Source organism: Winslowiella arboricola (assembly GCF_025527015.1).
In the GTDB taxonomy this organism is placed as follows: Bacteria; Pseudomonadota; Gammaproteobacteria; order Enterobacterales; family Enterobacteriaceae; genus Erwinia; species Erwinia arboricola.
The window spans coordinates 137,199-159,977 of the sequence record NZ_JAODIM010000042.1; the positions used below are offsets into that span (position 1 = coordinate 137,199).

At 54.6% G+C, this 22,779-nt stretch carries 15 protein-coding genes; 8 read left to right on the forward strand and 7 right to left on the reverse strand.

Translation table 11 applies throughout. The annotated features are described in order from the left end of the window. Positions 1 to 13: 13 nt before the first annotated feature. Genes mdtC through N5923_RS15025 form a run of 3 tightly spaced genes read right to left on the reverse strand, consistent with a single transcriptional unit; the run spans position 14 to position 7,430 of the window. Positions 14 to 3,091 carry a multidrug efflux RND transporter permease subunit MdtC gene (gene mdtC / locus N5923_RS15015; RefSeq protein WP_267143548.1) on the reverse strand — a complete coding sequence of 1,026 codons (3,078 nt, stop codon included), beginning with the start codon at positions 3,089 to 3,091 and terminating at the stop codon, positions 14 to 16. After that, the gene (locus tag N5923_RS15020; RefSeq protein ID WP_267143549.1) at positions 3,088 to 6,210 is read right to left on the reverse strand and encodes an MdtB/MuxB family multidrug efflux RND transporter permease subunit; all 3,123 of its coding nucleotides are present in this window, start codon (positions 6,208 to 6,210) and stop codon (positions 3,088 to 3,090) included. The genes mdtC and N5923_RS15020 overlap by 4 nt, the downstream gene beginning before the upstream one ends. Next, the gene (locus N5923_RS15025; protein WP_267143550.1) at positions 6,210 to 7,430 is read right to left on the reverse strand and encodes an MdtA/MuxA family multidrug efflux RND transporter periplasmic adaptor subunit; all 1,221 of its coding nucleotides are present in this window, start codon (positions 7,428 to 7,430) and stop codon (positions 6,210 to 6,212) included. Before N5923_RS15025 ends, N5923_RS15020 begins: the two co-directional genes overlap by 1 nt. A gap of 284 nt (positions 7,431 to 7,714) precedes the next feature. On the opposite strand from N5923_RS15025, the gene N5923_RS15030 reads away from it, so the two are divergent. Beyond that, a complete protein-coding gene (locus N5923_RS15030; RefSeq protein WP_267143551.1) occupies positions 7,715 to 8,674 on the forward strand; it encodes an aldo/keto reductase in 960 nt (319 codons plus the stop codon). A 6-nt stretch (positions 8,675 to 8,680) separates the two neighbouring features. On the opposite strand, the gene yegD is transcribed toward N5923_RS15030, so the two are convergent. The 3 genes from yegD to N5923_RS15045 form a co-directional block, all read right to left on the reverse strand. Further along, entirely contained in the window at positions 8,681 to 10,030 is a 1,350-nt protein-coding gene (yegD, locus tag N5923_RS15035) for a molecular chaperone (RefSeq protein ID WP_267143552.1), read from the reverse strand. A 277-nt stretch (positions 10,031 to 10,307) separates the two neighbouring features. Continuing rightward, positions 10,308 to 13,652, reverse strand: coding sequence for a diguanylate cyclase (locus N5923_RS15040; protein ID WP_267143553.1), 3,345 nt, complete (start codon positions 13,650 to 13,652; stop codon positions 10,308 to 10,310). A 141-nt stretch (positions 13,653 to 13,793) separates the two neighbouring features. Beyond that, the gene (locus N5923_RS15045; protein ID WP_267143554.1) at positions 13,794 to 14,441 is read right to left on the reverse strand and encodes a phosphatase PAP2 family protein; all 648 of its coding nucleotides are present in this window, start codon (positions 14,439 to 14,441) and stop codon (positions 13,794 to 13,796) included. Positions 14,442 to 14,726: 285 nt separating this feature from the next. Here N5923_RS15045 and udk point away from each other — a divergent pair, with 285 nt between their 5' ends. From udk to N5923_RS15070, 5 genes are all read left to right on the forward strand, one after another. Continuing rightward, positions 14,727 to 15,368 (forward strand): uridine kinase, encoded by a 642-nt coding sequence (gene udk, locus N5923_RS15050; protein WP_026111595.1) that lies wholly within the window; start codon positions 14,727 to 14,729, stop codon positions 15,366 to 15,368. 33 nt (positions 15,369 to 15,401) lie between these two features. Further along, complete coding sequence (gene dcd / locus N5923_RS15055) at positions 15,402 to 15,983, forward strand: dCTP deaminase (RefSeq protein ID WP_267143555.1); 582 nt, start codon at positions 15,402 to 15,404, stop codon at positions 15,981 to 15,983. Positions 15,984 to 16,016: 33 nt separating this feature from the next. After that, the gene (gene asmA / locus N5923_RS15060; RefSeq protein ID WP_267143556.1) at positions 16,017 to 17,855 is read left to right on the forward strand and encodes an outer membrane assembly protein AsmA; all 1,839 of its coding nucleotides are present in this window, start codon (positions 16,017 to 16,019) and stop codon (positions 17,853 to 17,855) included. A gap of 141 nt (positions 17,856 to 17,996) precedes the next feature. Next, complete coding sequence (locus N5923_RS15065; RefSeq protein ID WP_267143557.1) at positions 17,997 to 18,317, forward strand: type II toxin-antitoxin system RelE/ParE family toxin; 321 nt, start codon at positions 17,997 to 17,999, stop codon at positions 18,315 to 18,317. Continuing rightward, entirely contained in the window at positions 18,307 to 18,591 is a 285-nt protein-coding gene (locus N5923_RS15070; protein WP_267143558.1) for a helix-turn-helix domain-containing protein, read from the forward strand. Before N5923_RS15065 ends, N5923_RS15070 begins: the two co-directional genes overlap by 11 nt. A gap of 55 nt (positions 18,592 to 18,646) precedes the next feature. Here N5923_RS15070 and N5923_RS15075 read toward each other — a convergent pair whose 3' ends face one another. Then, positions 18,647 to 20,224: a TerC family protein gene (locus tag N5923_RS15075; RefSeq protein ID WP_267143559.1), complete on the reverse strand. Its 1,578-nt coding sequence runs from the start codon at positions 20,222 to 20,224 to the stop codon at positions 18,647 to 18,649. Positions 20,225 to 21,213: 989 nt separating this feature from the next. Here N5923_RS15075 and N5923_RS15080 point away from each other — a divergent pair. Together N5923_RS15080 and N5923_RS15085 are read left to right on the forward strand one after the other, a co-directional pair. Then, a complete protein-coding gene (locus N5923_RS15080) occupies positions 21,214 to 22,344 on the forward strand; it encodes a polysaccharide export protein (RefSeq protein ID WP_267143560.1) in 1,131 nt (376 codons plus the stop codon). 5 nt (positions 22,345 to 22,349) lie between these two features. Continuing rightward, positions 22,350 to 22,778, forward strand: a complete 429-nt coding sequence (locus tag N5923_RS15085) for an arsenate reductase/protein-tyrosine-phosphatase family protein (protein WP_026111593.1) — start codon at positions 22,350 to 22,352, stop codon at positions 22,776 to 22,778. Position 22,779 lies beyond the last annotated feature (1 nt).

Below are 22,779 nucleotides of genomic sequence, written 5' to 3' on the forward strand. Positions count from 1 at the left end.
CGTGACAATAATCTCATCCCTGTTCCGTTAGCTGTGGTTGATACGCTTTTCTGCGCCGCAGCTTATCCATAAACAGATACACCACCGGCGTGGTATACAGCGTCAGCAACTGACTCATCACCAGTCCGCCGACAATGGTTATCCCGAGTGGCTGACGCAGTTCCGCGCCATCGCCGCTGCTCAGCACCAGCGGCAACGCGCCCAACAGGGCCGCCAGCGTGGTCATCAGAATCGGGCGGAAACGCAGCAGGCAGGCCTGGTAAATGGCGTCGCGTGCGCTCAGATCGCCATTGCGCTGCGCCTCAAGCGCAAAGTCCACCATCATAATGGCATTCTTTTTCACAATACCAATCAATAACATAATGCCAATCAGCGCGATAAGGCTAAAAGGCGCGTCAAACAGCTCCAGCGCCAGTAGCGCACCGACGCCCGCTGAGGGCAGGGTAGAGAGAATGGTCAGCGGATGCACATAGCTTTCATACAGGATGCCCAGCACGATATAGACGGTGGCGATGGCGGCCAGAATTAGCCATAGCTGGCTGTTTTGCGACTGCTGAAACGCCTGTGCGGTTCCGGCGAAACTGCCGCGCACGCTGGCTGGCACGCCCAGTCCGGTAATCGTGCGGTCAATCGCTTCGGAGGCTTCCGAAAGCGATACCCCTTGCGGCAGGTTAAAGGAGATGGTCGTCGCCGCCGACAATCCCTGATGATTTACCGATAGCGGCGCGTTGGCGGGCTGCCATTTGGCGAAGAACGACAGCGGCACCGGCTTGCCGTCGCTGTTGATCACAAACATCTTATCCAGTGCGCTGATATCCTGGGTATAACGCGGATCGACCTCCATCACCACTTTGTACTGGTTAAGCGGCTGATAGATGGTGGAGATCTGCCGCTGACCAAAGGCGTTATTCAGCAGTCCGTTAACGTCCGCCACACTGATGCCGAGGCGATACATGCTTTCACGATCGTAGGTGATCGCCATCTCCGAGCCTTTATCTTGCTGGTCGGAGTTAACATCGGCCAGTTGCGGCAGGGCGGCAAAGGCGCGGCGGATTTTGGGTTCCCATTCACGTAAATCATCGAGATTGTCGGACAGCAGTGAATACTGATATTCGGCATTTGACTCACGTCCGCCGAGGCGCAGATCCTGCATCGCCATCAGAAAAAGACTTGCGCCCGGCTCTTTCGCCAGTTTAGTGCGCAGCCGCGCAATCACCTGCTGCGAACTCTCGTTGCGTTCAGACAGCGGTTTCAGCGTGATAAACAGGGTGCCGCTGTTGGTGCGCGAACCGCCGGTAAAGCCGCTGACATTGGTGACGGCCGGATCCTCACGCACAATCTTCATAAAGTCTTCCAGCTTGCTGCGCATCGCCTGGAAAGAGATGCTCTGATCGGCAGAAATATTACCCATGATACGGCCCGTATCCTGCTCAGGGATAAAGGTTTTCGGGATTGAAATATAGAGATAAACCGTCAGCGTAATGGTCGCCAGCAGTAGCAACAGGGTCCAGCGCGCATGATCCAGCACCCACTTCAGCGAAGAGCCATAACCCTGCTGGATCTTCAGCAGCAGTTTATTAAAGCCGCGAATCCGTGGCTGGCTGCGCAGCTGGTGCCCTTTCAGCAGATACGCACACATCATTGGCGTCAGCGTAACGGAGATCGCCAGCGAGATCATAATCGCCACCGACAGCGTAACGGCAAACTCCTGGAACAGGCGTCCGACCATGCCACCCATCATCAGCAACGGAATAAACACCGCCACCAGTGATACGCTCATCGATAACACCGTAAAGCCGACTTCGCGCACCCCCTGTAGTGAAGCCTGCAACGGTTTCATACCGGCCTCGATATGGCGCGAAATATTCTCCAGCACCACAATCGCGTCATCGACCACAAAGCCGGTAGCAATGGTCAGCGCCATCAGCGACAGGTTATTCAGGCTAAAGCCGCACAGATACATGGCGGCAAAGGTGCCAATCAGCGATACCGGCACCGCCACTGCCGGGATCAGCGTGGCGCGCGCCGAGCCAAGGAACAGAAAGACCACCAGAATCACCAGCGCGACGGCAATCACCAGCGACTGCTCCACTTCTGCCAGCGAGGCGCGAATTGTCGGGGAGCGATCCTGCGCGGTATCCAGCGTAATCGTGGCGGGCATCATCTCGCGTAATTGCGGCAGTTGTGCGCGGATGCGATCCACGGTGTCAATAATATTGGCTTCCGGCGATTTGCGGATCAGCATCAGTACCGCCGGACGCGCATTGGACATCCCGGCGTTGCGCACATCCTGTACGGAGTCTTCGACGCTGGCGACATCCTGCAAGCGCACCGCCGCACCGTTGTTATAATGCACAATCAGCGGCTGGTATTCGGCAGCGGTTTGCAGTTCATCATTGGTTTTTAACTGCCAGCGCTGCTGCTGATCTTCAATTGCCCCCTGCGGTTTACGCACATTGGCATTAGCAATCGCCGTGCGCACCGCATCCAGCGACACCCCCTGATTAAACAGCGCCTGTGGGTTGAGCGCCACACGCACCGCCGGTAACGAGCTGCCGCCGACCGAAACATCACCGACGCCGTCAATCTGCGAGATTTTTTGCGCCAGCTGCGTCGAGGCAAAGTCATATATCTGGCCCGCTGACCACTGATCAGAGCTCAGTGCCAGAATAATAATGGGCGCGTCCGAGGGATTTGCTTTGCGATAAGTGGGGCGGGCGGGCATCCCGCTCGGCAACAGCGCCTGCGCCGCATTGATCGCCGCCTGCACATCACGCGCCGCGCCATTAATATCGCGGTCGAAATCAAACACCATAATAATGCGCGTGCTGCCCAGCGAGCTGGTGGAGGTCATTTCACTGACCCCGGCGATACGGCCCAGCGAGCGTTCCAGCGGGGTTGCCACCGATGAGGCCATGGTTTCCGGCGAAGCGCCCGGCAGGGAAGCGCTAATCATAATCACCGGGTAATCGACCTGCGGCAGCGGAGCTACCGGCAGCAGACGGAAGCCAAGAAAACCTGCCAGCGCTATCGCCAGCGTCAGCAGAATGGTCGCCACTGGACGGTGGATAAACAGCGCAAAGAACTTCACGACGTTCTCTCCGACTGTTTCAGGCGACGACGCGTGGCGTGCGCCAGACGATCAAACAGCAGATAGATTACCGGTGTGGTAAACAGCGTCAGCACCTGACTGACAATCAGGCCGCCCACCATCGCCACCCCCAGCGGATGCCGCAGCTCAGCGCCGACGCCGGTACTCAGCATCAGCGGCAGCGCGCCCAGCAGCGCCGCCAGCGTGGTCATCAGGATTGGACGAAAACGCAGCAGGCAGGCCTGATAAATCGCGTCATAAGGCGTCATTCCCTGTTCGCGCTCGGCGGCAAGGGCAAAGTCGATCATCATGATGGCGTTCTTTTTCACAATGCCGATCAGCAGAATAATGCCGATAATCGCAATCACATCCAGTTCATTGCCGCTCAGCATCAGCGCCAGCAGCGCGCCGACTCCGGCGGAGGGCAGGGTGGAGAGAATAGTGACCGGGTGAATAAAGCTCTCATACAGCACGCCGAGCACGATATACATCGCCACCACCGCGGCGACAATCAGCCAGACGGTACTGCCCAGCGCCGCCTGGAAGGCCAGCGTACTGCCCTGGAACCTGGTCATAATATCTGACGGCATCGCCAGCTGCTGTTCTGCTGCGGTAATCGCCGCCACCGCTTCACCTAACGAATAGCCGTCACTGACGTTAAACGAGAAGGTGGTCGAGGGGAACTGATCGAGATGATTGATGGTCAGTGCGCCGTGGCGCTGCCCGACGCGGGCAATCGCGCTGAGCGGCACGCTGCCGCCATCGCTGCTGGTAAGACGAATGCTGTCGAGTGCCGCCAGTCCCGGCGTATGCTGGCTGTCCTGCTCCAGCACCACGCGATACTGGTTCGCCTGAGTATAAATCGTCGACACCAGCCGCTGGCCAAAGGCGTTATACAACGCGTTATCCACATCCGCCATTGAAATACCGAGCCGGCTGGCACTGTCGCGGTCAACATTAACGTAAGCTTCCAGCCCCTGATCCTGCCAGTCACTGCTGACATCCTGCAACTGCGGTAACTGATGCAGTTGCTCCAGCAGTTGCGGCACCCATTCGCTGAGCGCATCGAGCGAACCGGCTTGTAAAGTGAACTGATACTGCGTACGGCTAAGCTGGGTATCGATGGTCAGATCCTGCACCGGTTGCAGATAGAGCGCGATACCCGGCACCTTCGCTACCTGATCCTGCAGCCGCGCGATCACCGCCGGAATGCGATCATCACGCTCATCCAGCGGTTTGAGGTTGATCTGCAAACGACCGCTATTCAGCGCCGGATTGGTGCCGTCGACGCCGACAAAGGAGGTCAGGCTCTGCACCGCCGGATCTTGCATAATAATCGACGCCACGGTTTGCTGACGCTGCGCCATATTGGCGTAAGAGACCGACTGCGGTGCCTGTAAGGTGCCCTGAATAATGCCGTTATCTTGCAGCGGGAAGAAGCCTTTCGGAATCAAGGTCCACAGCAGCAACGTTAACAGCAGGGTGCCAAACGCGACGCTAAGCGTCAGCCACGGATGATTAAGCACCTTCTGCAGCAGACGGCCATATGCGGCAATAATCCGCGTAAACATCGCTTCGCTGGCACGGGAAAAACGGTTCTGTTTGCGCAGCGATTCGGCGCTAAGCATCCGCGCGCACATCATTGGCGTCAGGGTCAGCGACACCACCGCCGAAATCAGAATCGCCACCGCCAGCGTGACGGCGAACTCGCGGAACAGCCGACCAACGATATCGCCCATAAACAGCAGCGGGATCAGTACGGCGATCAGCGAGATGGTCAGTGAGATAATGGTAAAGCCAATCTCGCCAGCCCCCTTCAGCGCCGCCGCCAGCGGTTTTTCGCCTTTCTCGATATAGCGTGAGATATTTTCAATCACCACAATCGCATCATCAACCACAAAGCCGGTGGCGATGGTCAGCGCCATCAGCGTCAGGTTATTGATCGAGAAATCGAGGAAATACATTACCGCAAAGGTGCCGACCAGCGACAGCGGCACCGCCACCGCCGGAATAATCGTAGCGGGCACATTGCGCAGAAACAGATAGATAATCATCACCACCAGCGCCATCGCCAGCATCAGTTCCATCTGCGTATCATGCACCGAGGCGCGAATGTTGGTGGTGCGATCCGACAGCAGCTGCACATCGACCGATTTTGGCAGCGAAGCGGTCAGCGCCGGCAGCATCTGACGAATACTGTCAGCGGTGGTAATAATATTGGCGCCCGGCTGGCGCTGCACATTCAGTACGATCGCCTGCTGACGGTTGGCCCAGGCGCCGAGCCAGCTATTTTCTGCGCCCTGCTCAACGGTGGCGACATCACCCAGTCGCACCGCTGCGCCATTCTGGTACGCCACAATCAGCTGGCGATAATCTTCCGCCGATTTCATCTGGTCGTTGGCGGATAATGTAACGGAGCGTTCCGGGCCATCGAGACTGCCTTTCGCCGAGTTAACGTTGGCGTTACTGATGGCGGTGCGCACCTTTTCACTGTCGAGACCCAGCGCGCCGAGCGCCTGCGCATTCAGCTTCACCCGCACGGCCGGACGCTGGCCGCCGGAGAGGGTCACCAGACCGACGCCGGAGACCTGCGATATTTTCTGCGCCACCCGCGTTTCCACCATATCCTGCACCTGCGTCATCGGCATGCTGGTAGTGGTGACCGCCAGGGTCATAATCGGCGGATCCGCCGGATTGACTTTGCTGTAGACCGGGGGATTCGGCAGGTCGGAGGGCAGCAGGTTGGTCGCTGAGTTTATCGCCGCCTGTACTTCCTGTTCGGCGACATCCAGCGGCAGCGTTAGCTGAAACTGTAACGTGACCACCGATGCGCCGCCGGCGCTCTGTGATGACATCTGCTTAAGCCCCGACATCTGGCCAAACTGACGTTCAAGCGGCGCGGTAATCGCCGACGTGACAACGTCGGGACTGGCACCGGGATAGAGGGTGACCACCTGAATGGTCGGGTAGTCGACCTCCGGTAGTGCCGAGACCGGCAACGCGCGATACCCGATAATGCCCGCCAGCAGAATCGCCACCATTAACAGGGTGGTGGCCACCGGCCGCAGAATAAACTGTCGTGAGGGCCCGCCGCTGGCGTTGGGAGGCATCACCTGCATCAGGAACGCTCTCCTTTAGCCGGTTGCGCGGTTTTCCCGGCAGGCAGCGGCGTGGTTTGCGGCGCCACCACTTCGACGCTCGCGCCTTCCGTCAGGCGATCGAGACCATCGGTAACCACGCGTTCCCCGGCGTCAAGTCCTGCTTTAATCACCACCTGTTTGCTGTCCTGCGTGCCGACGCTAACCAGCTTTTTACTGACTTTGTTCTCGCTGTTCACCACCCAGACAAAGTGGCCTTCGTTGCCCATCTGCAAGGCAGCGGTCGGGATCACAATGGCGTCATTCAGGGTGTTGACCTTCAGGCGGGCATTGACAAACTGATTGGGAAACAGCTGATCGTCACTGTTGGTAAAGCGCGCTTTCAGCTTAATGGTGCCGGTAGTGCTGTCGATCTGATTATCCAGACTCAACAGCGTGCCCTCGGTGATTTTAGTGCTGTTACTGCGATCCCAGGCTTCCACCAGCAGCGGCTGGCCGCTTTTTTGCGCCTGCAATATCGGCGTGATGCTGCTTTCCGGCAGGCTGAAGACTACATCAATCGGGTGAGTCTGGGTAATCACCACCAGACCGGTGGTATCGCCGCTGGTAATGGTGTTGCCGATATCGACCTGCTTCAGCCCGACGCGGCCGGAAATCGGCGCGGTGATACGGCTGTAAGTCAGATTCAGCTGGGCGCTGGCCACGCTACCCTCATCGGCTTTAATCGTGCCGAGGGTTTCGCTGACCAGTGAACGTTGGGTATCCAGCTCCTGCTGCGATACCAGGCTGGTTTTCGCCAGCTTTTCAAAACGCGCCAGATCGCGGCGTGCATTGGCCAGCGTCGCCTGGTCTTTTGCCAGCTGTCCCTGTGCCTGCGTCAGCGCCACCTGATAAGGGCGCGGATCGATCTCCGCCAGCAGCTGACCCGCCGTCACCTGCTGACCTTCAGTGAAATGCAGCGCCATCAGTTCGCCATCGACGCGGCTGCGCAGGGTGACGGTGCTGGCGGCGGTAACGGTGCCCAGTCCGGCAAGATATTGCGGTACGCTCTGCTTCAGCGCGCTGCTGGCCTGCACCGGCGCCAGCGCAGCGGAACGGTGTCCACCTTTACCGCGTTGCTGCTGCTGAGGCTGTGCGCCACTTTCTGCGCCAGTTGAACTGCTGTGGTGCCACCACCAGAATGCACCGGCGGCAATCGCTACGATAACAGCAAGGGTCAGGGTGGTTTTTCGGGCATTCATAAGGATGGGTTGCTCTCCAGCTGTGTGGCCAGGCATTCACGCGGATAAAAAAAACCGGCAATCCGCCAAAACAGTAGTGTAGTCATCTGCTACGGTACAAAAATGAAGGAATTAAGGATAACTGTATAGTTTGGTTGTGTCGCGACGATTGTACTGCCACAGCCTGAGAAAAGTCCGCACCAGGCTTAACTGAAATTCTTTCACCAGAATTGAGCAAAGCACGGCGAAAAATGTTTGCTAAGCTGACTGACGCACGGGAAAAATCACTTTAAGGAGAAAAAGGTATGAGTCAGTTAACCGAACGCCAGCTTGGTCGCAGCGAACTTCAGGTACCTCCGCTTACTTTTGGTGGCAATGTATTTGGCTGGACCATTGATCAGGCCACCTCCTTTTCGCTGCTGGATGCACTGGTAGAGAAGGGACTCAATTTTATTGATACTGCTGATGTTTACTCACGCTGGGCGCCAGGCAATCAGGGCGGCGAATCAGAAACCATTATCGGTAACTGGTTAAAAAGCCGCGGTAAACGTGAGCAGATTGTACTGGCGACCAAAGTCGGTATGGAAATGGGGCCCGGCAAAAGCGGGCTGGCGGCGAAATATATTCGCCAGTCGGTAGAAGATTCCCTGCGTCGACTGCAAACCGATTATATCGATCTTTATCAGGCGCACCGTGACGATCAGGATACGCCGCTGGCTGAAACCCTCGCGACTTTTGATGCACTGGTAAAAGAGGGCAAAGTGCGGGCAATTGGCGCCTCTAACTACAGTGCCGGGCGTCTGGCGGAAGCGCTGAAAGTGAGTAAAGAACATAACCTGGTGCGCTACGAAACCGTGCAACCGGAATATAACCTTTACGACCGCGAAGGGTATGAAAATGGTCTGCAACAGCTGGCGGTAGAGCAGCATCTGGGGGTTATTAACTATTACTCACTGGCCAGCGGTTTTCTCAGCGGCAAATATCGTACACCGCAGGATGCCAGTAAAAGTAAGCGTGGCGAGGGGGTAGTGCAGAAGTATCTTAACCCGCGCGGCCTGAAGATTCTGGCCGCACTGGATCAGATTGCCGATGGCCGTGGCGTCAGCCAGACGCAGGTTGCGCTGGCGTGGCAGATTGCCCAGCCAGGCATTACCGCGCCGATTGTCAGCGCCACGTCTCTGGAACAGCTGGACGAACTGGTTAAAGCGGCCAATCTGAAACTGAATATTGCGGAGATTGAACAGCTGACCGAAGCCAGCCGTTAATCAGTCTCAGAACATAACCTGCGCCCAGCGCGCGAGGCCGGCGGTTACGGAACCAAAATCATCGCCGCTGGCCAGCGGGATATCCGGCAACTGCTGCTGCAATGCCTGACGCAGCAGCGGTGAGCGGGCGCTACCACCGGTGAGATAGATCACATCAGGACGGGTGCCGCTGGTAGCTAACGCCAGTTTCACCTGCTCCTGAATGCGTGCTAACGGCTGTGCAATTGCTGCCTCTAACCCTTCGACGGTGATCTCACTGCTGAGTAGCGGCTCGATAAAGTCCAGCGCGGCGGTAGTCTGACTGCTGTCCGACAGCGCAATTTTGCTCTCTTCTGCGGTACGCACCAGACGATAACCTAAACGTTGTTGCCACACTTTCAGCATACGTTTCACCACCGCAGGCTGCTCCGCATCGCGAATCAAATCCTGCAGCTGCTTGCCGCTGGCGGCGGCATAAAAATCACTTTGCGCCGGGACATCATTGATGGCGACGGCGTTCCACCATGGCAGCGCAGGCAGGCCAATGCCTTTTTGCGTCTGACCGCCCAGGCCGAGATGCGGCATCAGCTCTTTAAACGCCAGCATAATATCAAGATCGTTACCGCCGACGCGGCAGCCGCTGTGGCCGAGTAAGCTGGCGCTGCGTTCCGCTTTGGCGCGCCATTGCGGGCCCATCAGCAGCATGCTGCAGTCGGTGGTACCACCGCCGATATCGACCACCAGCACTCGCGTCTCTTGCTGTAAGGTTGCTTCAAACTCCAGGCCCGCGGCGACCGGTTCAAACTGAAACACCACGTCCCGGAAACCGGCACGATGCGCGGCGCGCTCAAGAATACCCTGCGCCTGCTGATTGGCGTCATCGCCGCCTAAACCCTGAAAGTTAATCGGACGGCCAATTACCGCCTGTTCAATGGTGTTGCCCAGCTGGCCTTCGGCCGTCTGGCGGATATGCAGCATCATGGCGCACACCAGATCTTCAAACAGCGCAAGCTGCTGCGGCTTCAGGCCGCTGGCGCCGAGGAAGGATTTCGGTGATTTAACAAACCACACCTCTTCCGGGTCATCCATATACTGCGCCAGCGAGGCCAGACCAAATTGCACGCTGCTGGCATTGACCTCAATATCTTCTTCGCGGTTAAAGGCGATGGCGCGGCGCAACAGTGCCTGGTTTTCCGCATCCGGCGTGGCGACCTGATGATGGCGGAATAGCCACTCACTGATCGCTTCCCGGGTCGGCGCACATAACATTGAGGGCAACCAGGGCGAGTTATTTTCCAGTGGCAACAGACGCGGCGAGCCATTTTCCATCACTGCTACCGAGCAGTTAGCTGTCCCGTAATCGAAACCAATAAACATGGTTACCCTCTCAATGTCGAAAAAAGGGGGCGACTTTAGCGCAGCGCGCGGGACATGGCAAACGGTATCTACGGCGATGCTGGCGGAAACGCCAGGGGAGCCGAAAATGGCTCCCCTGCAACAGCTATCGGTCTTATCCAGGGGCGGCGTTCTCGCCGCCCGTGTCGCGGATTTGCACCATAGCGGGAGTGGCATTCGTTATTACGGGAGCCGAAAACGGCTCCCCTACAACAGCCTTAGGTTTTGTGCCGGGGCGGCGTTCTCGCCGCCCGCGAACTTATTTGATGGCGAAAGAGTTGTGGGACAGCAGGGCGCTCAAAGACTCACGGCCGCTAATCGCCTCGCCCCAGACGACATTGACGCCGATCGTCGCCAGCGTGGTCAGCGCCACCGGCAATTCTACCGGGCCGGCCACGGTGGCGATATTCAGCCGCTGCGCATGGCCGTGAATGATCGACACCATCATCTCATCCATCAGATTGCAGTGGACGTTGGCAATCAGATCGGCGCTGAACATCAGATAATCAATTTCGTCGGCGTGCAGTACATTAAAGGCGTCGAGGTTACGGCCAAAGTTGCGCAGAATAATGCCGCAGCCCAGTTTGCGTAAACGGGCAACGTTGGCATGCAGACCGTCATGCTGCTCCAGCAACGCTTCGGCCTCCGGCATAAACCACAGCAGATTACCGTTGACCTTGCCCGCGCTTATTTTGCTGACCAGCTCATCAATAAAGGCATCATCTTTTAAACTGTACCCGGAGAGCGGCAGCGCAATGCCAATGGATTTACTAGCGATCCCCTCAGCATAACTGGCATAGAAGATGTTGATCACTTTGCGATCCAGCGCGATAGTTTGCTGCGGTTCCTGCAGGTTAGCGCGAAACTCAGCTTCATCGATCTCCTGACCGGCGCTGGAGAACAGTTGCAGTTCCGCCAGCCAGAAACTGACCGACTGAGTTTTACGTGGCGGCGTTACCGCCCGCGCCAGCAAGCGCAACGGATTATCATTGATGATATGCATTATCTCGCCATGGGTCATCACCGGCCGCAGCTGGCGCTGCAGGCGCGCTTCATACACTGAAATCTGACCACGACCATTATGTTTGGCGTTATAACAGGCGAGATCCGCCTGCGCCATCACGTCGCTGCTGATGCAGTTATCACGGCGAATTTGCGTTAATCCGGCGCTGGCACCGACACGATAGAGCCGTCCTTCCCACAGAAAACGGTATTCATTGATGCTGGTGACCAGTCGCTGCACTACCTCTTTGGCATGGTCCAGTGCGCAGTCATTAAACAGCAGGCCAAACTCATCGCCGCCCAGACGTGCCAGCAGATCGGTACTGCGCAACTGCGACTGCATTAAGTTAGCCAGCTCACGCAACAGGGCGTCACCCGCCGCATGGCCGGCGGTATCGTTAATCGCTTTAAAGCGATCCAGATCGATAAAGATCAGCACATGCTGCTGCTGATGTTCACTGGCGGAGACCAGCAGACGTTTCAGCTGATGTTCAAAACTGGAACGGTTGGGCAGACGTGTCAGCATATCGTGCGAGGCACTGTAGCTCAGGCGTTTTAACATTTCCCGCGATTCACTGACGTCATGAATCACCATTACGCTGCCTTTACTGCGCCCGGCGAGGGTTTTCAGCGGGGTGATACTGTAATGGATATCAAACTGCTCACCGCTGGCATTATGCAGCACCAGATCGTGATCAAAGTCTGGTGTGGTTTTGACCAACGGCAGATCGCACAGCAGCAGGCTCTCCATTTCCGGGCCATCTCTGCCGTGCGTAATATGCAAAATGGTGCTGAGATGCTTACCGGCGGCGGCAGACTGCGACCAGCCGCTGATCCGCTCCGCGACCGGATTCATAAAGGTCACCAGCATATCTTCATCGGTACTGATCACCGCTTCACCAATCGAGTCGAGGGTAATCAGCATGCGCTCTTTTTCCTGGAACAGCGCATCGTTAAGCGCGCGCACTTCAGTAATATCCTGCGCCACCCCTAACATGCGCTCAATATGACCTTCTCGGCTGAGAATACGGTTAGCCTGCGTACGCACATAGCGAATACCTCTGACGCTGAAGATACGGTATTCGACATTTAAGGTTTCCTGCTGATCCAGCGCACGCTGCACTGCCTGATCCGCCATTTCGCGATCTTCCGGCACAATGCGTGACAGCCAGAATTCATAGGTGGGGCGTTCACCGTTACGCAGTTCGAAGATTTCATACATCTGCTTATCCCAGCTGATGATGTCCTCAACAAAATTCCACTCCCAGACGCCAATGCCGCCAGCTTCATTGGCCAGCGTAATCCGCTCCATCAGCAGACGGTTGACCTCAGTCGAGCGTTTCAGCTCGGTGATATCTTCGATTTGCGAGATGAAATAGAGTGGATTCTGCCCGGAGTCGCGCGCCATCGACACCGATAAACGCGCCCAGACAATCTGGCTGTCTTTGCGATAGTAGCGTTTCTCCATGGTGTAGGTTTCAAGCGAACCTTCATGCATGGCGCTGAACTGTTCAAGGTCGGCATTCAGATCGTCAGGATAGGTAATCTGCTGAAACGAGAGGCGCTGCAGCTCATCAGCCTGATAGCCGAGGAACTGGCACAGCGATTTATTCACTTTCAGCAGGGCGCCTTCCGTGGAGACCAGCGCCATGCCAATCGCCGAATGTTCCATGGCGCTACGGAAACGGTTTTCGCTGTCGATGATACGCTTGCGATCTTCACCAAAAGCGTGCATCACCATGGTCATCATATGGCTGGGGATCAGCGCCAGCAGGAATGGCAGCCAGGGCGCGGTGGCAATAAAGGCGTGGCTGACGCCGACGCCGCGCAAATCCAGCAGATGGAACGCCAGCATCAGTGACATCATCGCGATATTAGCGAGGTACACCAAAAAGGCTTCAAGCCGCGGCAGGCGTACCGCACTCCAGAACAGAATGACGATGACAAAGGTAAACGGCCATGGCAAAAACCGTAGCGCGAGGTAGCTTAGCGCCAGCGTAACGACCAGGATAATCGCCGCCTCGATACGGGCTGGCCTCTGTAGCTGTTTGCGGAAGTAGCCGGGTTGCCACAGCAGCGCCACCGGGCCGAGTGACAGCATGCCAATCACTTCAGAAATCACCCAGGTAATAAAAAATTGCAGGCTGGTGGCGTGGGTCTGATGCAATAACCAGCTGGCCATTAAGCCGCCCAGTAACGGGGTAATCAGCCCGACGGTCAGCATCATTTTGTACCAGCTGGTGAGCGAGTTCAGCGGATTATCGCGATCCAGCAGCAGACGCAGCCAAAAGCCGCCCATCAGCGCCTGCAGCAAATTTACCAGCGGAAAAGTGATACAGGCGACAGATGGCCCGAAAATGATGGCATTGGCGACGATAACAGCGGTCATGCAGCACAGCAGGATTGGCAGCAGGGCGCGGGCCGGATAACGGAACACCACCACGGTCATTAACGCCGTCGGAAACCACAGCGGCGAAATACGACCAATGACCATAATCAGTTCAAGGCAGAATAGCGTTAGCAGGAAGCTTAACGCGCCAAATAAAAAGGCTGTGCGCCACAATGGCGTTGCAGGTCGGTAGGGGAAAATATCTGTCGTCATCAACGGTTCCAGCTGCGCGCCTGAGAGCCGAACAGGCCGAATCTATCACAATAATTAATCTATTTGCATGCTAGCACATCCGTTGCGCAATGCTTGTGGCAAATCAAATTTATGCGTTATTCGGCCGATTGACGGCGCTTTTCAGCGCCATCCGTTGACAGAGTGGGGCTGACGCGCCTGTTTTAGCATCTCAGCGCGGGTCCAGGGCTTTTCCACCCCGGCAATTTTGGTTGACAGTTGCGCAAGGAAATCTTGCGTGCCGGCGATGCGGCCATGACCTAATAATATTAGCGGCACCAGCAGCGCCACGCACAGCTGCATCACGCTAAAGCTTTTCAGGCGCGCGCTGCGCTGCGAGACTAAAAATGCCGTACTGAGCGTAAAACCAAGCAGTAAACCGCTGATGACTTCGCTGGTGGAGTGTGCATGCAGCACCAGCCGCGACAGGCCGACCAGCAGCGGGATCATATAGCCTAAACCGATCGCCATCCCACGCCAGAACAGCGGAAGACGCCCGGTCAGCAACCATAGCATTACCGGCCACAGCGTGGCGGACATCGCGCTATGGCCGCTGAAACCGGTAAAGTTAAAGCGTGCGCTGCCAATACCGAAGCCCATAAAGGCAATTTTCGACAGGCTGACAATTATCCCGGTAAGACAGAACGTGGTGATCCAGAACCATACGGCGCGCCGATCGTCATTTTTCCATGGCATCACCAGCGCAATAATCACTGCGGTGGGGATCAGCAGCATACTGTCACCGAAATAGGTTAGCGTTCTCCAGGACATAAATTTCCTTGTTATTTGCACGGTTATTGCCGGCCGGACTGTGCGGAACAGATCAAAAAGCGGATAAATAGCACCCGAATACAGGCTAAGTAGTTTACCGGTGAAAGGTGTTTTTCACTAAAGGGAAAGTCTGAAAAGCCGGATGCTGCTTTTTTCTGGCATCAAAACCGCTAAATCCCTATAATTGCCAGCGAATCACCCCTCTCATTCCTGACCAGTCAATAAGGCCGGGCACCGTAGTGCTGCCTTATCGATTTGTCACATAGTTATCAGGTCTTTAATTATATGACTGACAAGTCTCACCAATGCGTCATTGTAGGAATCGCAGGCGCTTCAGCGTCGGGTAAAAGTTTAATTTCCAGTACCCTGTACCGTGAAGTGCGTGACCAGGTTGGCGACGAACATATCGGCGTTATCCCGGAAGATTGCTACTACAAAGACCAAAGCCACCTCACCATGGAAGAGCGGGTTAAAACCAACTACGACCATCCCAGTGCGATGGACCACAATCTGCTGTTGCAACATCTGCAGATGCTGAAGTCCGGTCAGGATATTGAACTGCCGGTTTACAGCTATGTTGATCATACCCGCACCAAAGAGACTATCCATCTCAAGCCGAAAAAAGTGATTATCCTTGAAGGCATTCTGCTGCTGACCGATGCGCGTCTGCGTCAGGAGATGAACTTCTCGATTTTCGTCGATACCCCGCTGGATATCTGCCTGATGCGCCGTATGAAGCGTGATGTTAATGAGCGCGGGCGTTCAATGGACTCGGTAATGGCACAGTATCAGAAGACGGTTCGCCCGATGTTTCTGCAATTTATTGAGCCTTCCAAGCAGTATGCTGACATTATCGTGCCACGCGGCGGCAAAAACCGTATCGCGATTGATATTCTGAAAGCGAAGATTAATCAGTTCTTCGAATAACCCGCCTTTAATACGTTCAGGGAGTAGACGACGATGAGATTATGCGACCGCGACATCGAGGCCTGGCTTGACAGTGGTAAGCTGGATATTTCGCCACGCCCGCCGCAAGAGCGCATCAGCGGCGCCACGGTGGATGTGCGCCTCGGCAATAAGTTTCGTACCTTTCGCGGTCATACCGCTGCCTTTATTGACTTAAGTGGTCCTAAAGATGAAGTCAGCGCCGCGCTGGATCGCGTGATGAGCGATGAAATTGTGCTGCCGGAAGGAGAGGCTTTTTATCTCCATCCTGGCGAGCTGGCGCTGGCGGTCACGCTGGAATCCGTCACCCTGCCTGATGATCTGGTAGGCTGGCTGGATGGCCGTTCTTCGCTGGCGCGACTAGGATTGATGGTTCATGTTACTGCACACCGTATTGATCCCGGCTGGCAGGGACGTATTGTGCTGGAGTTCTATAATTCCGGTAAGCTGCCGCTGGCGCTGCGTCCGGGTATGCTGATCGGCGCGCTGAGTTTTGAACCGCTTTCAGGTCCAGCCGCGCGTCCTTATAACCGTCGTCAGGATGCGAAGTATAAGGATCAGCAGGGCGCGGACGCCAGTCGGATTGATAAAGATTAATAACCTGCATGTTCAGGTGAATAAGAGGGTCGGATGAGAAGATTGATTACCGCGCTGGGCATTTTGCTGGTGGTGATTGTGGCAGGAATGTCCGCGCTGGTACTGCTGGTGAATCCCAACGATTTTCGCGCCTATATGGTTCAGCAGGTTGAACAGCGCAGCGGCTATAAGCTGGCGCTGGAAGGCGATCTGCGCTGGCATGTCTGGCCACAGCTGAGTATTCTCGCCGGTCGCATGTCAATCACCGCGCCCGGGGCGCAGCAACCGCTGGTAAATGCGGAAAATATGCGCCTCGATGTCAATCTTCTGCCGTTATTCTCTCATCAGCTCAGCGTCAAACAGGTGATGCTGAAAAATGCGGTGATCCGCATGACCCCGGAAAGCGAAGCACAGCGTCCGCAGGATGCGCCGATTGGCCCGTCCGGCAGCTCTGTGCCGGAAGCGGTGAGCGGCTGGAAATTTGATATTGGCCAGTTGCAGGTGGCGGACAGTTTGCTGATTTGGCAGCAGGCCGGTGGCGAGCAGATTAATTTTCGCGATATCAATCTCGACCTGTCACAGGACGATCGCAAACAGGCGCAGGTGGAACTCAGCACCCGCGTCAGTCGTGACCAGCGTGAACTGCTGCTGGCGCTGAAAGGCCATATGAATGTTGCGCAGTATCCGCAGCAACTTACCGGCAATATTCAGCAGTTGAGCTGGCAGCTTAAAGGCGTCGATCTGCCGCCGCAGGGGCTGAAAGGTGAGGGCACCTTACTGGCCGAGTGGCTGAATGATCGCCAGCAATTTTCGCTGAAAAATCTGGCGCTATCGGTTAACGACAGCCAGCTGAACGGCACCATTACCGGCAGGCTGGGCGTTATCCCGGATCTCAATATCGATCTGCACTCTGCAAAACTGGATGTGGATGCGCTGACTGGCCATGATCCTGCCGCGCAGGAACAAGGGAGCTCATCAACCCAGGTGCAGCTTTCCGGTCGCGCGCCGGTGATCTCCCAGCCGGCGGATCGCAACAGCGCTAACTCGCCGTTAAATGACTTTACCGCTGAAGTTAAAATGCAGGTCGACGCCTTGCGCTGGCGCGGCATGGATTTTAATCAGCTAGTATTCGACGCCCGTAACGATCGTGGTCAGATTGCGATTAATACCCTGAGCGGCAAATCAGGCGGCGGTGATTTCGCGGTGCCGGGCACCATTAACCTGCGCGGACCACAGAGCAAAGTGGCGTTCCAGCCACAACTGCACGCTATTGAGCTGGCGCCGTTGTTAAAAGGCTTTGAATTACCGGAAACCGTCAGCGGCAAGCTGTCGATGGAGGGTGATCTGCATGGCAATGGCTTAAGCGTCGCCGACTTTAAGCAAAACTGGCGCGGCAATGCCGAAATCAGCATGGATAATGCGCGTCTGGCCGGTCTTAACTTCCAGCAGATGGTGCAGCGTGCGGTTGAGCGCAGTAGCGACCAGGTGCGCGGTAGCGACAGTGAAGCAAACTATACCGAAGTTCAGCAGTTAAAAGGTTCGCTGCAGCTGGATAATGGTTCTATGGCGCTGGTCAATCTGCAGGGGCGCTCTGCGCTGCTCGATCTGGCCGGCAAAGGGGTTATCGATCTCGACCAGCAGCAGTGCGATATCACGTTTAATATTAAAGTGATTAGCGGCTGGCAGGGCGATAATGCGCTGGTGCAGACGCTGAGCAATACTGCCGTGCCGTTGCGCCTGTATGGCTCATGGGACGGGCTGCAATATTCGCTGCCGGTCGATCAGCTGTTGCGTAAGCGTATTCAGGATGAGGCTAAATCAAGGCTGAATAACTGGATCCAGCGTAATCCGGACAGTAAATATAACGATGATGCGAAGAAGTTACTGAAGTAGGGGCGGCTTCTCGCCGCCCGTGTCAATGATTTGTACCCTGTCCGCCATTCAGAGCTGCTAACAGTGTCGTGTGCAGATGAAATATAACATTTGAGTTATTATAACTCATAAATTATAATCCCCATTAACAAGGGGACTTATATGTATGAATTAATATTTCACCCCGAAGCTGAGAGCGAAATTTATGACCTCGAACCTGTTATGCAGGCAAAGGCTCTTAAGGGACTTGAAAAGCTGGAAGCTAAAGGACCGGAACTACGATATCCGGATACGGATATCATTGAAGGTGGATTGTTTGAGTTACGGGTTGGCCGAAAAGATATATCCAGAACGTTTTTCGCTTATGCGAAAGGACGTAAGATCTACATTTTAAGAACGTTCGTAAAGAAAAGCCCTAAGACCCCGAAAGCTGAAATAGCTCTGGCGAAGTCAAGATGGGAGGAATTGAAAGATGACAGTTAAAGGTATCAAATTTTCAGAAGTTAAAGCGAAAGCGCTTGCTAATCCAGCGGTTAAAAAGGCTTATGAAGAAGAAAGCCAGGAAGAGGAACTGCGCGCAGTCCTGATCGAGATGAAGTCGAAATCAGGTCTGACAAGTACAGAAATCGCTGTACGTATGGGTGTCAGCCAGCCCGCAGTGAGCCGTCTGGAGAGGAATGTGTCAAGCGCCAGTCTCTCGACTTTACAGCGCTATGCAGCTGCTTGCGGAATGCATATTAAACTGTGCCTTGGTTAAAAAAGTCCCGCCAGGGGGGGCCGTTAATGGCTCCCCCTGGCGGGTTACCCGCCAACTACACCTCGTAATCCGGTTCGGCCATATTTACCGGGATAATCTGCACTTTCTGCACGCGATGGCTTTCAACCTGCAAAGTACGGAACAGATACTCACCAATCTGCACCTCTTCCCCTTCCTGCGGAATACGTTGCAGATGCTCCATCAGCAGCCCGGCGATAGTGTGGTATTCGCGTTTGTCATCCAGCGGTAACGCCAGATACATCACCAGGTCATCCAGCGGCATATAGCCGTTGGCGGTCCAGCTGCCATCCTGGTTCTGCAGAATGTCATGACGCGCATCCAGCTCCTCATTTTCATTCGGCAGATTACCGGCGATGGTTTCCATCACGTCACTGAGCGTCACCACTCCCTCGACCGAACCAAACTCATCGACCACAAACGCAAAGTGGGTGCGTGCGCTGCGGAACTGTTCCAGCGCCTGTAACAGCGGCAGCTGCTCAGGGAAGATTAGCGGCTGACGGATCAATGCGCGCAGGTCGAGTGAATTCTCATGCAGTGACTGATGCAGCAGGTCGATAATATGCACCACACCCAGCGGCTCATCACTGTTATCGGTGATAACAATGCGGGTGTGCTGATTACGGTCGAGCTGCGCCATAATCTCTTCCGGCTCATCGCTGAGGTCAATATTTTCAATATCATGGCGCGAGGTCATGATACTGCTGACGCTGCGTTGTCCCATGCCCAGCACCCGGGCGATCATCAGCCGTTCCTGCTTATTGAAAATACCGTTGCCTTCATGGTTATCAGCCACCAGGGACGAGGTTTCCGCGTCCAGCTCGGCATTCTCATGATGACCACGCAGCAGGCGCAGCACCGCTTCCGCGGTACGTTTGCGCAGTGGCAGTCCGGCTGACAGAAAGCGACGGCGATTAAAATGCGCCAGCTGGTTCAGGCTTTCGATAATCACCGAGAAGCCGATGGCGGCGTAGAGGTAACCTTTCGGAATATGGTAGCCAAAGCCGTCAGCCACCAGACTAAAGCCAATCATTAACAGAAAACTGAGGCACAGGATGACGATTGTCGGATGGCTGTTGACAAAGCGCGTCAGCGGCTTGCTGGCCAGCAGCATCAGGAAAATCGCTACGATAACCGCGGCCATCATTACGGCAAGGTGATCGACCATACCGACCGCGGTAATCACCGAATCCAGCGAGAATACGGCGTCCAGCACCACGATCTGCGCCACCACCGGCCAGAAGCGCGCCCCGCGTTTCTGCGGATTTTGCTCCTCGTCTTTCCCCTCCAGCCGTTCATTAAGCTCCACTGTTGCTTTAAACAGCAGGAAGACCCCGCCGACCAGCATAATCAGGTCACGTGCGCTAAAAGGGTGCCCCACAATGGTGAAAATCGGTGCGGTGAGAGTGGCAAGCCAGGAGATAGAGGCCAGCAGCAGCAGCCGCATAACCAGAGCCAGCAATAAGCCGGTGACGCGCGCGCGGTCACGCTGAGCCGGTGGCAGCTTCTCCGCCAGGATGGCGATAAAGACGAGGTTATCAATGCCTAAAACCAGCTCCAGCACGATAAGCGTGACCAGACCGGCCCAAATTGAAGGATCAGCGATCCATTCCATACGACGTAATTTACCTTATTTGCAGAACATTAATCAGATTAATGCTGATAGTGAAGTGAGAATAGCCAGAATGCAATGCAGTATAAGATAATTCCTAAAAAAAATTTAGTTGCACTGGCACTAAGATGTTAGCTCCATAAAGGGGCATGGAAATTGTATATCCATTCTACGCCTTTATATGGTCAGTTCATTTATAACCGGTGGAAATTACAGCAAACAAAGATTGAAATCGCAAAAATATTATTATCAACATGGATTACTCTGGAAATTGCGCGCTTTGCGGTATTATGTAACCATATGAAATATAACATTTAAATTTTGATTTTGTTAGTCTTATTCTGAAAGTGCCCTGGTTTTGCATACTCACGCTTGTAACGAACGATCAATAGTATAAAAATCTAGCCATAACATTAGTCGCCAGTTACTGATTACATCTGTCTGATTGACAGGGGTGATTATGAAAAGTTTTATTGGCGATCTTTTAGCTCGGGTATTAAAAGCTCACTTATTCGTCACTCACAAATAGCACTGTTCCGGATTTAACAGCATTGGTAGCTGAAAGCCAGGGGCGGTAGCGTGCTTAAAATCGACGATGTATATTAAATAATGCTCGTCAACATAAATATCGTTAATTGCGCTATTTTAAGATTAATGCCAGTTAAATCTGCGGAATTAACCTTTTCTTACTGAACTCAGTGACCTGACTACGGTAATAAGTTCGGGAAAAATCAGGGGATTCGGAGAGTTACAGCTTGTCGGCGCGCCGCATGTTGCTACACTTCCCCCTGGTCCGGTGGTGTGAATCTTGTCAAAACTCTTAAAAGGCTGCATTAAGTCAGCAATTTTTGTGCGCAATTTCGAGGGCGAATATCTGATGACGGAACGAGAATAGTTGGGGATAAAGCTGGACGTGGGTGAGACACGATTCACGAACACTTTGCGGCATTGACCGCTTTAGACAATAAATCAGCAATAGCGATGATAATTCAATGATGAAATCAAAACTCAAGTTGGCACCCTTGCTGGTGTCGATAACACTTATCAGTGGCTGTACCATTGTTCCAGGCCAAGGCGTTTCAACCAGCGGTAAGGATGTTATTAAACAGCAAGATGCTGATTATGATATTGATAAAATGGTCAATGTCTTCCCGATGACGCCAATGCTGATTGAGCAGATGCGCCAGGCGCCGGTCACCGCGCGACCGAACCCTCAGCTTGACCAGGAGCTGGCTTCCTATGAATACCGTATCGGCGTGGGCGATGTGCTCAGCGTTACCGTCTGGGATCACCCGGAATTAACCACGCCAGCCGGACAGTATCGCAGCGCCAGCGACACCGGTAACTGGGTCCACTCTGACGGCACGATTTTCTACCCTTATATTGGTAAGGTGAATGTCGTCGGCAAAACCATTCAGCAAGTCCGTAATGAAATTCAAAACCGCCTGACCACCTACATTGAAAGTCCGCAGGTTGACGTCAATATCGCCGGTTTCCGCTCCCAGAAGGTCTATGTGACCGGTGAAGTCGGCACCTCCGGCCAGCAAGCTATCACTAACATTCCTCTGACTGTCCTTGATGCCATCAACCGCGCAGGCGGTATGGGTCAGAATGCTGACTGGCGTAATGTGGTGCTAACGCATAACGGCCGTGAACAGCGTATCTCCCTGCAGGCATTAATGCAGAACGGTGACCTGACGCAGAACCGCCTGCTCTATCCGGGCGATATTCTTTATGTGCCGCGTAACGATGATCTGAAAGTGTTCGTGATGGGCGAAGTGAATAAGCAGCAGACGCTGAAAATGGACCGCAGCGGTATGACGCTGACCGAGGCGCTGGGCAACTCAGAAGGTCTGGATCAGACTGCCGCCAATGCGACCGGCGTATTTGTTATCCGTCCTAATCGTGGACAGGGCGGCAAAATGGCCAATATCTATCAGTTAGATACCTCTGATGCTACCGCGATGGTGATGGGAACTGAGTTCCAGTTGCAGCCTTACGACATTGTCTATGTCACCGCAACACCACTGACCCGTTGGAACCGTGTTATCAACCAGTTGCTGCCTACAATTAACACCCTTCGTTACGGGGTCAGCACTACTCAACAACTCCATAACTGGTAATGAGTATGTTTGATTCAATATTGATTGTCTGTGTTGGCAATATTTGTCGGTCGCCTACTGCTGAAAGGTTACTTAAACAGTATGCGCCCGACAAAGTGATTACCTCGGCAGGCATTAGCGCAATGGTAGGCCACTCTGCCGATAAGCGTGCGACTGAGGTGGCCTCAAAGCATCAACTTTCGCTTGATGGGCATATTGCACGTCAGTTAAAACCGGAACTTTGCCATAACAGCGACCTTATCCTGGTTATGGAACGGAATCATATTGATGCTGTATGTCAGGTATCTTCTCAAGTAAGAGGAAAAGTTATGCTTTTCGGACACTGGTTGTCGAAGGAAATACCCGATCCTTATCGGAAGAGTGAAGAATATTTTCAGTCCGTCTATTTGCTCTTAGATCAATCCGCACAAAAGTGGGCTCAGGCACTTAACTAAT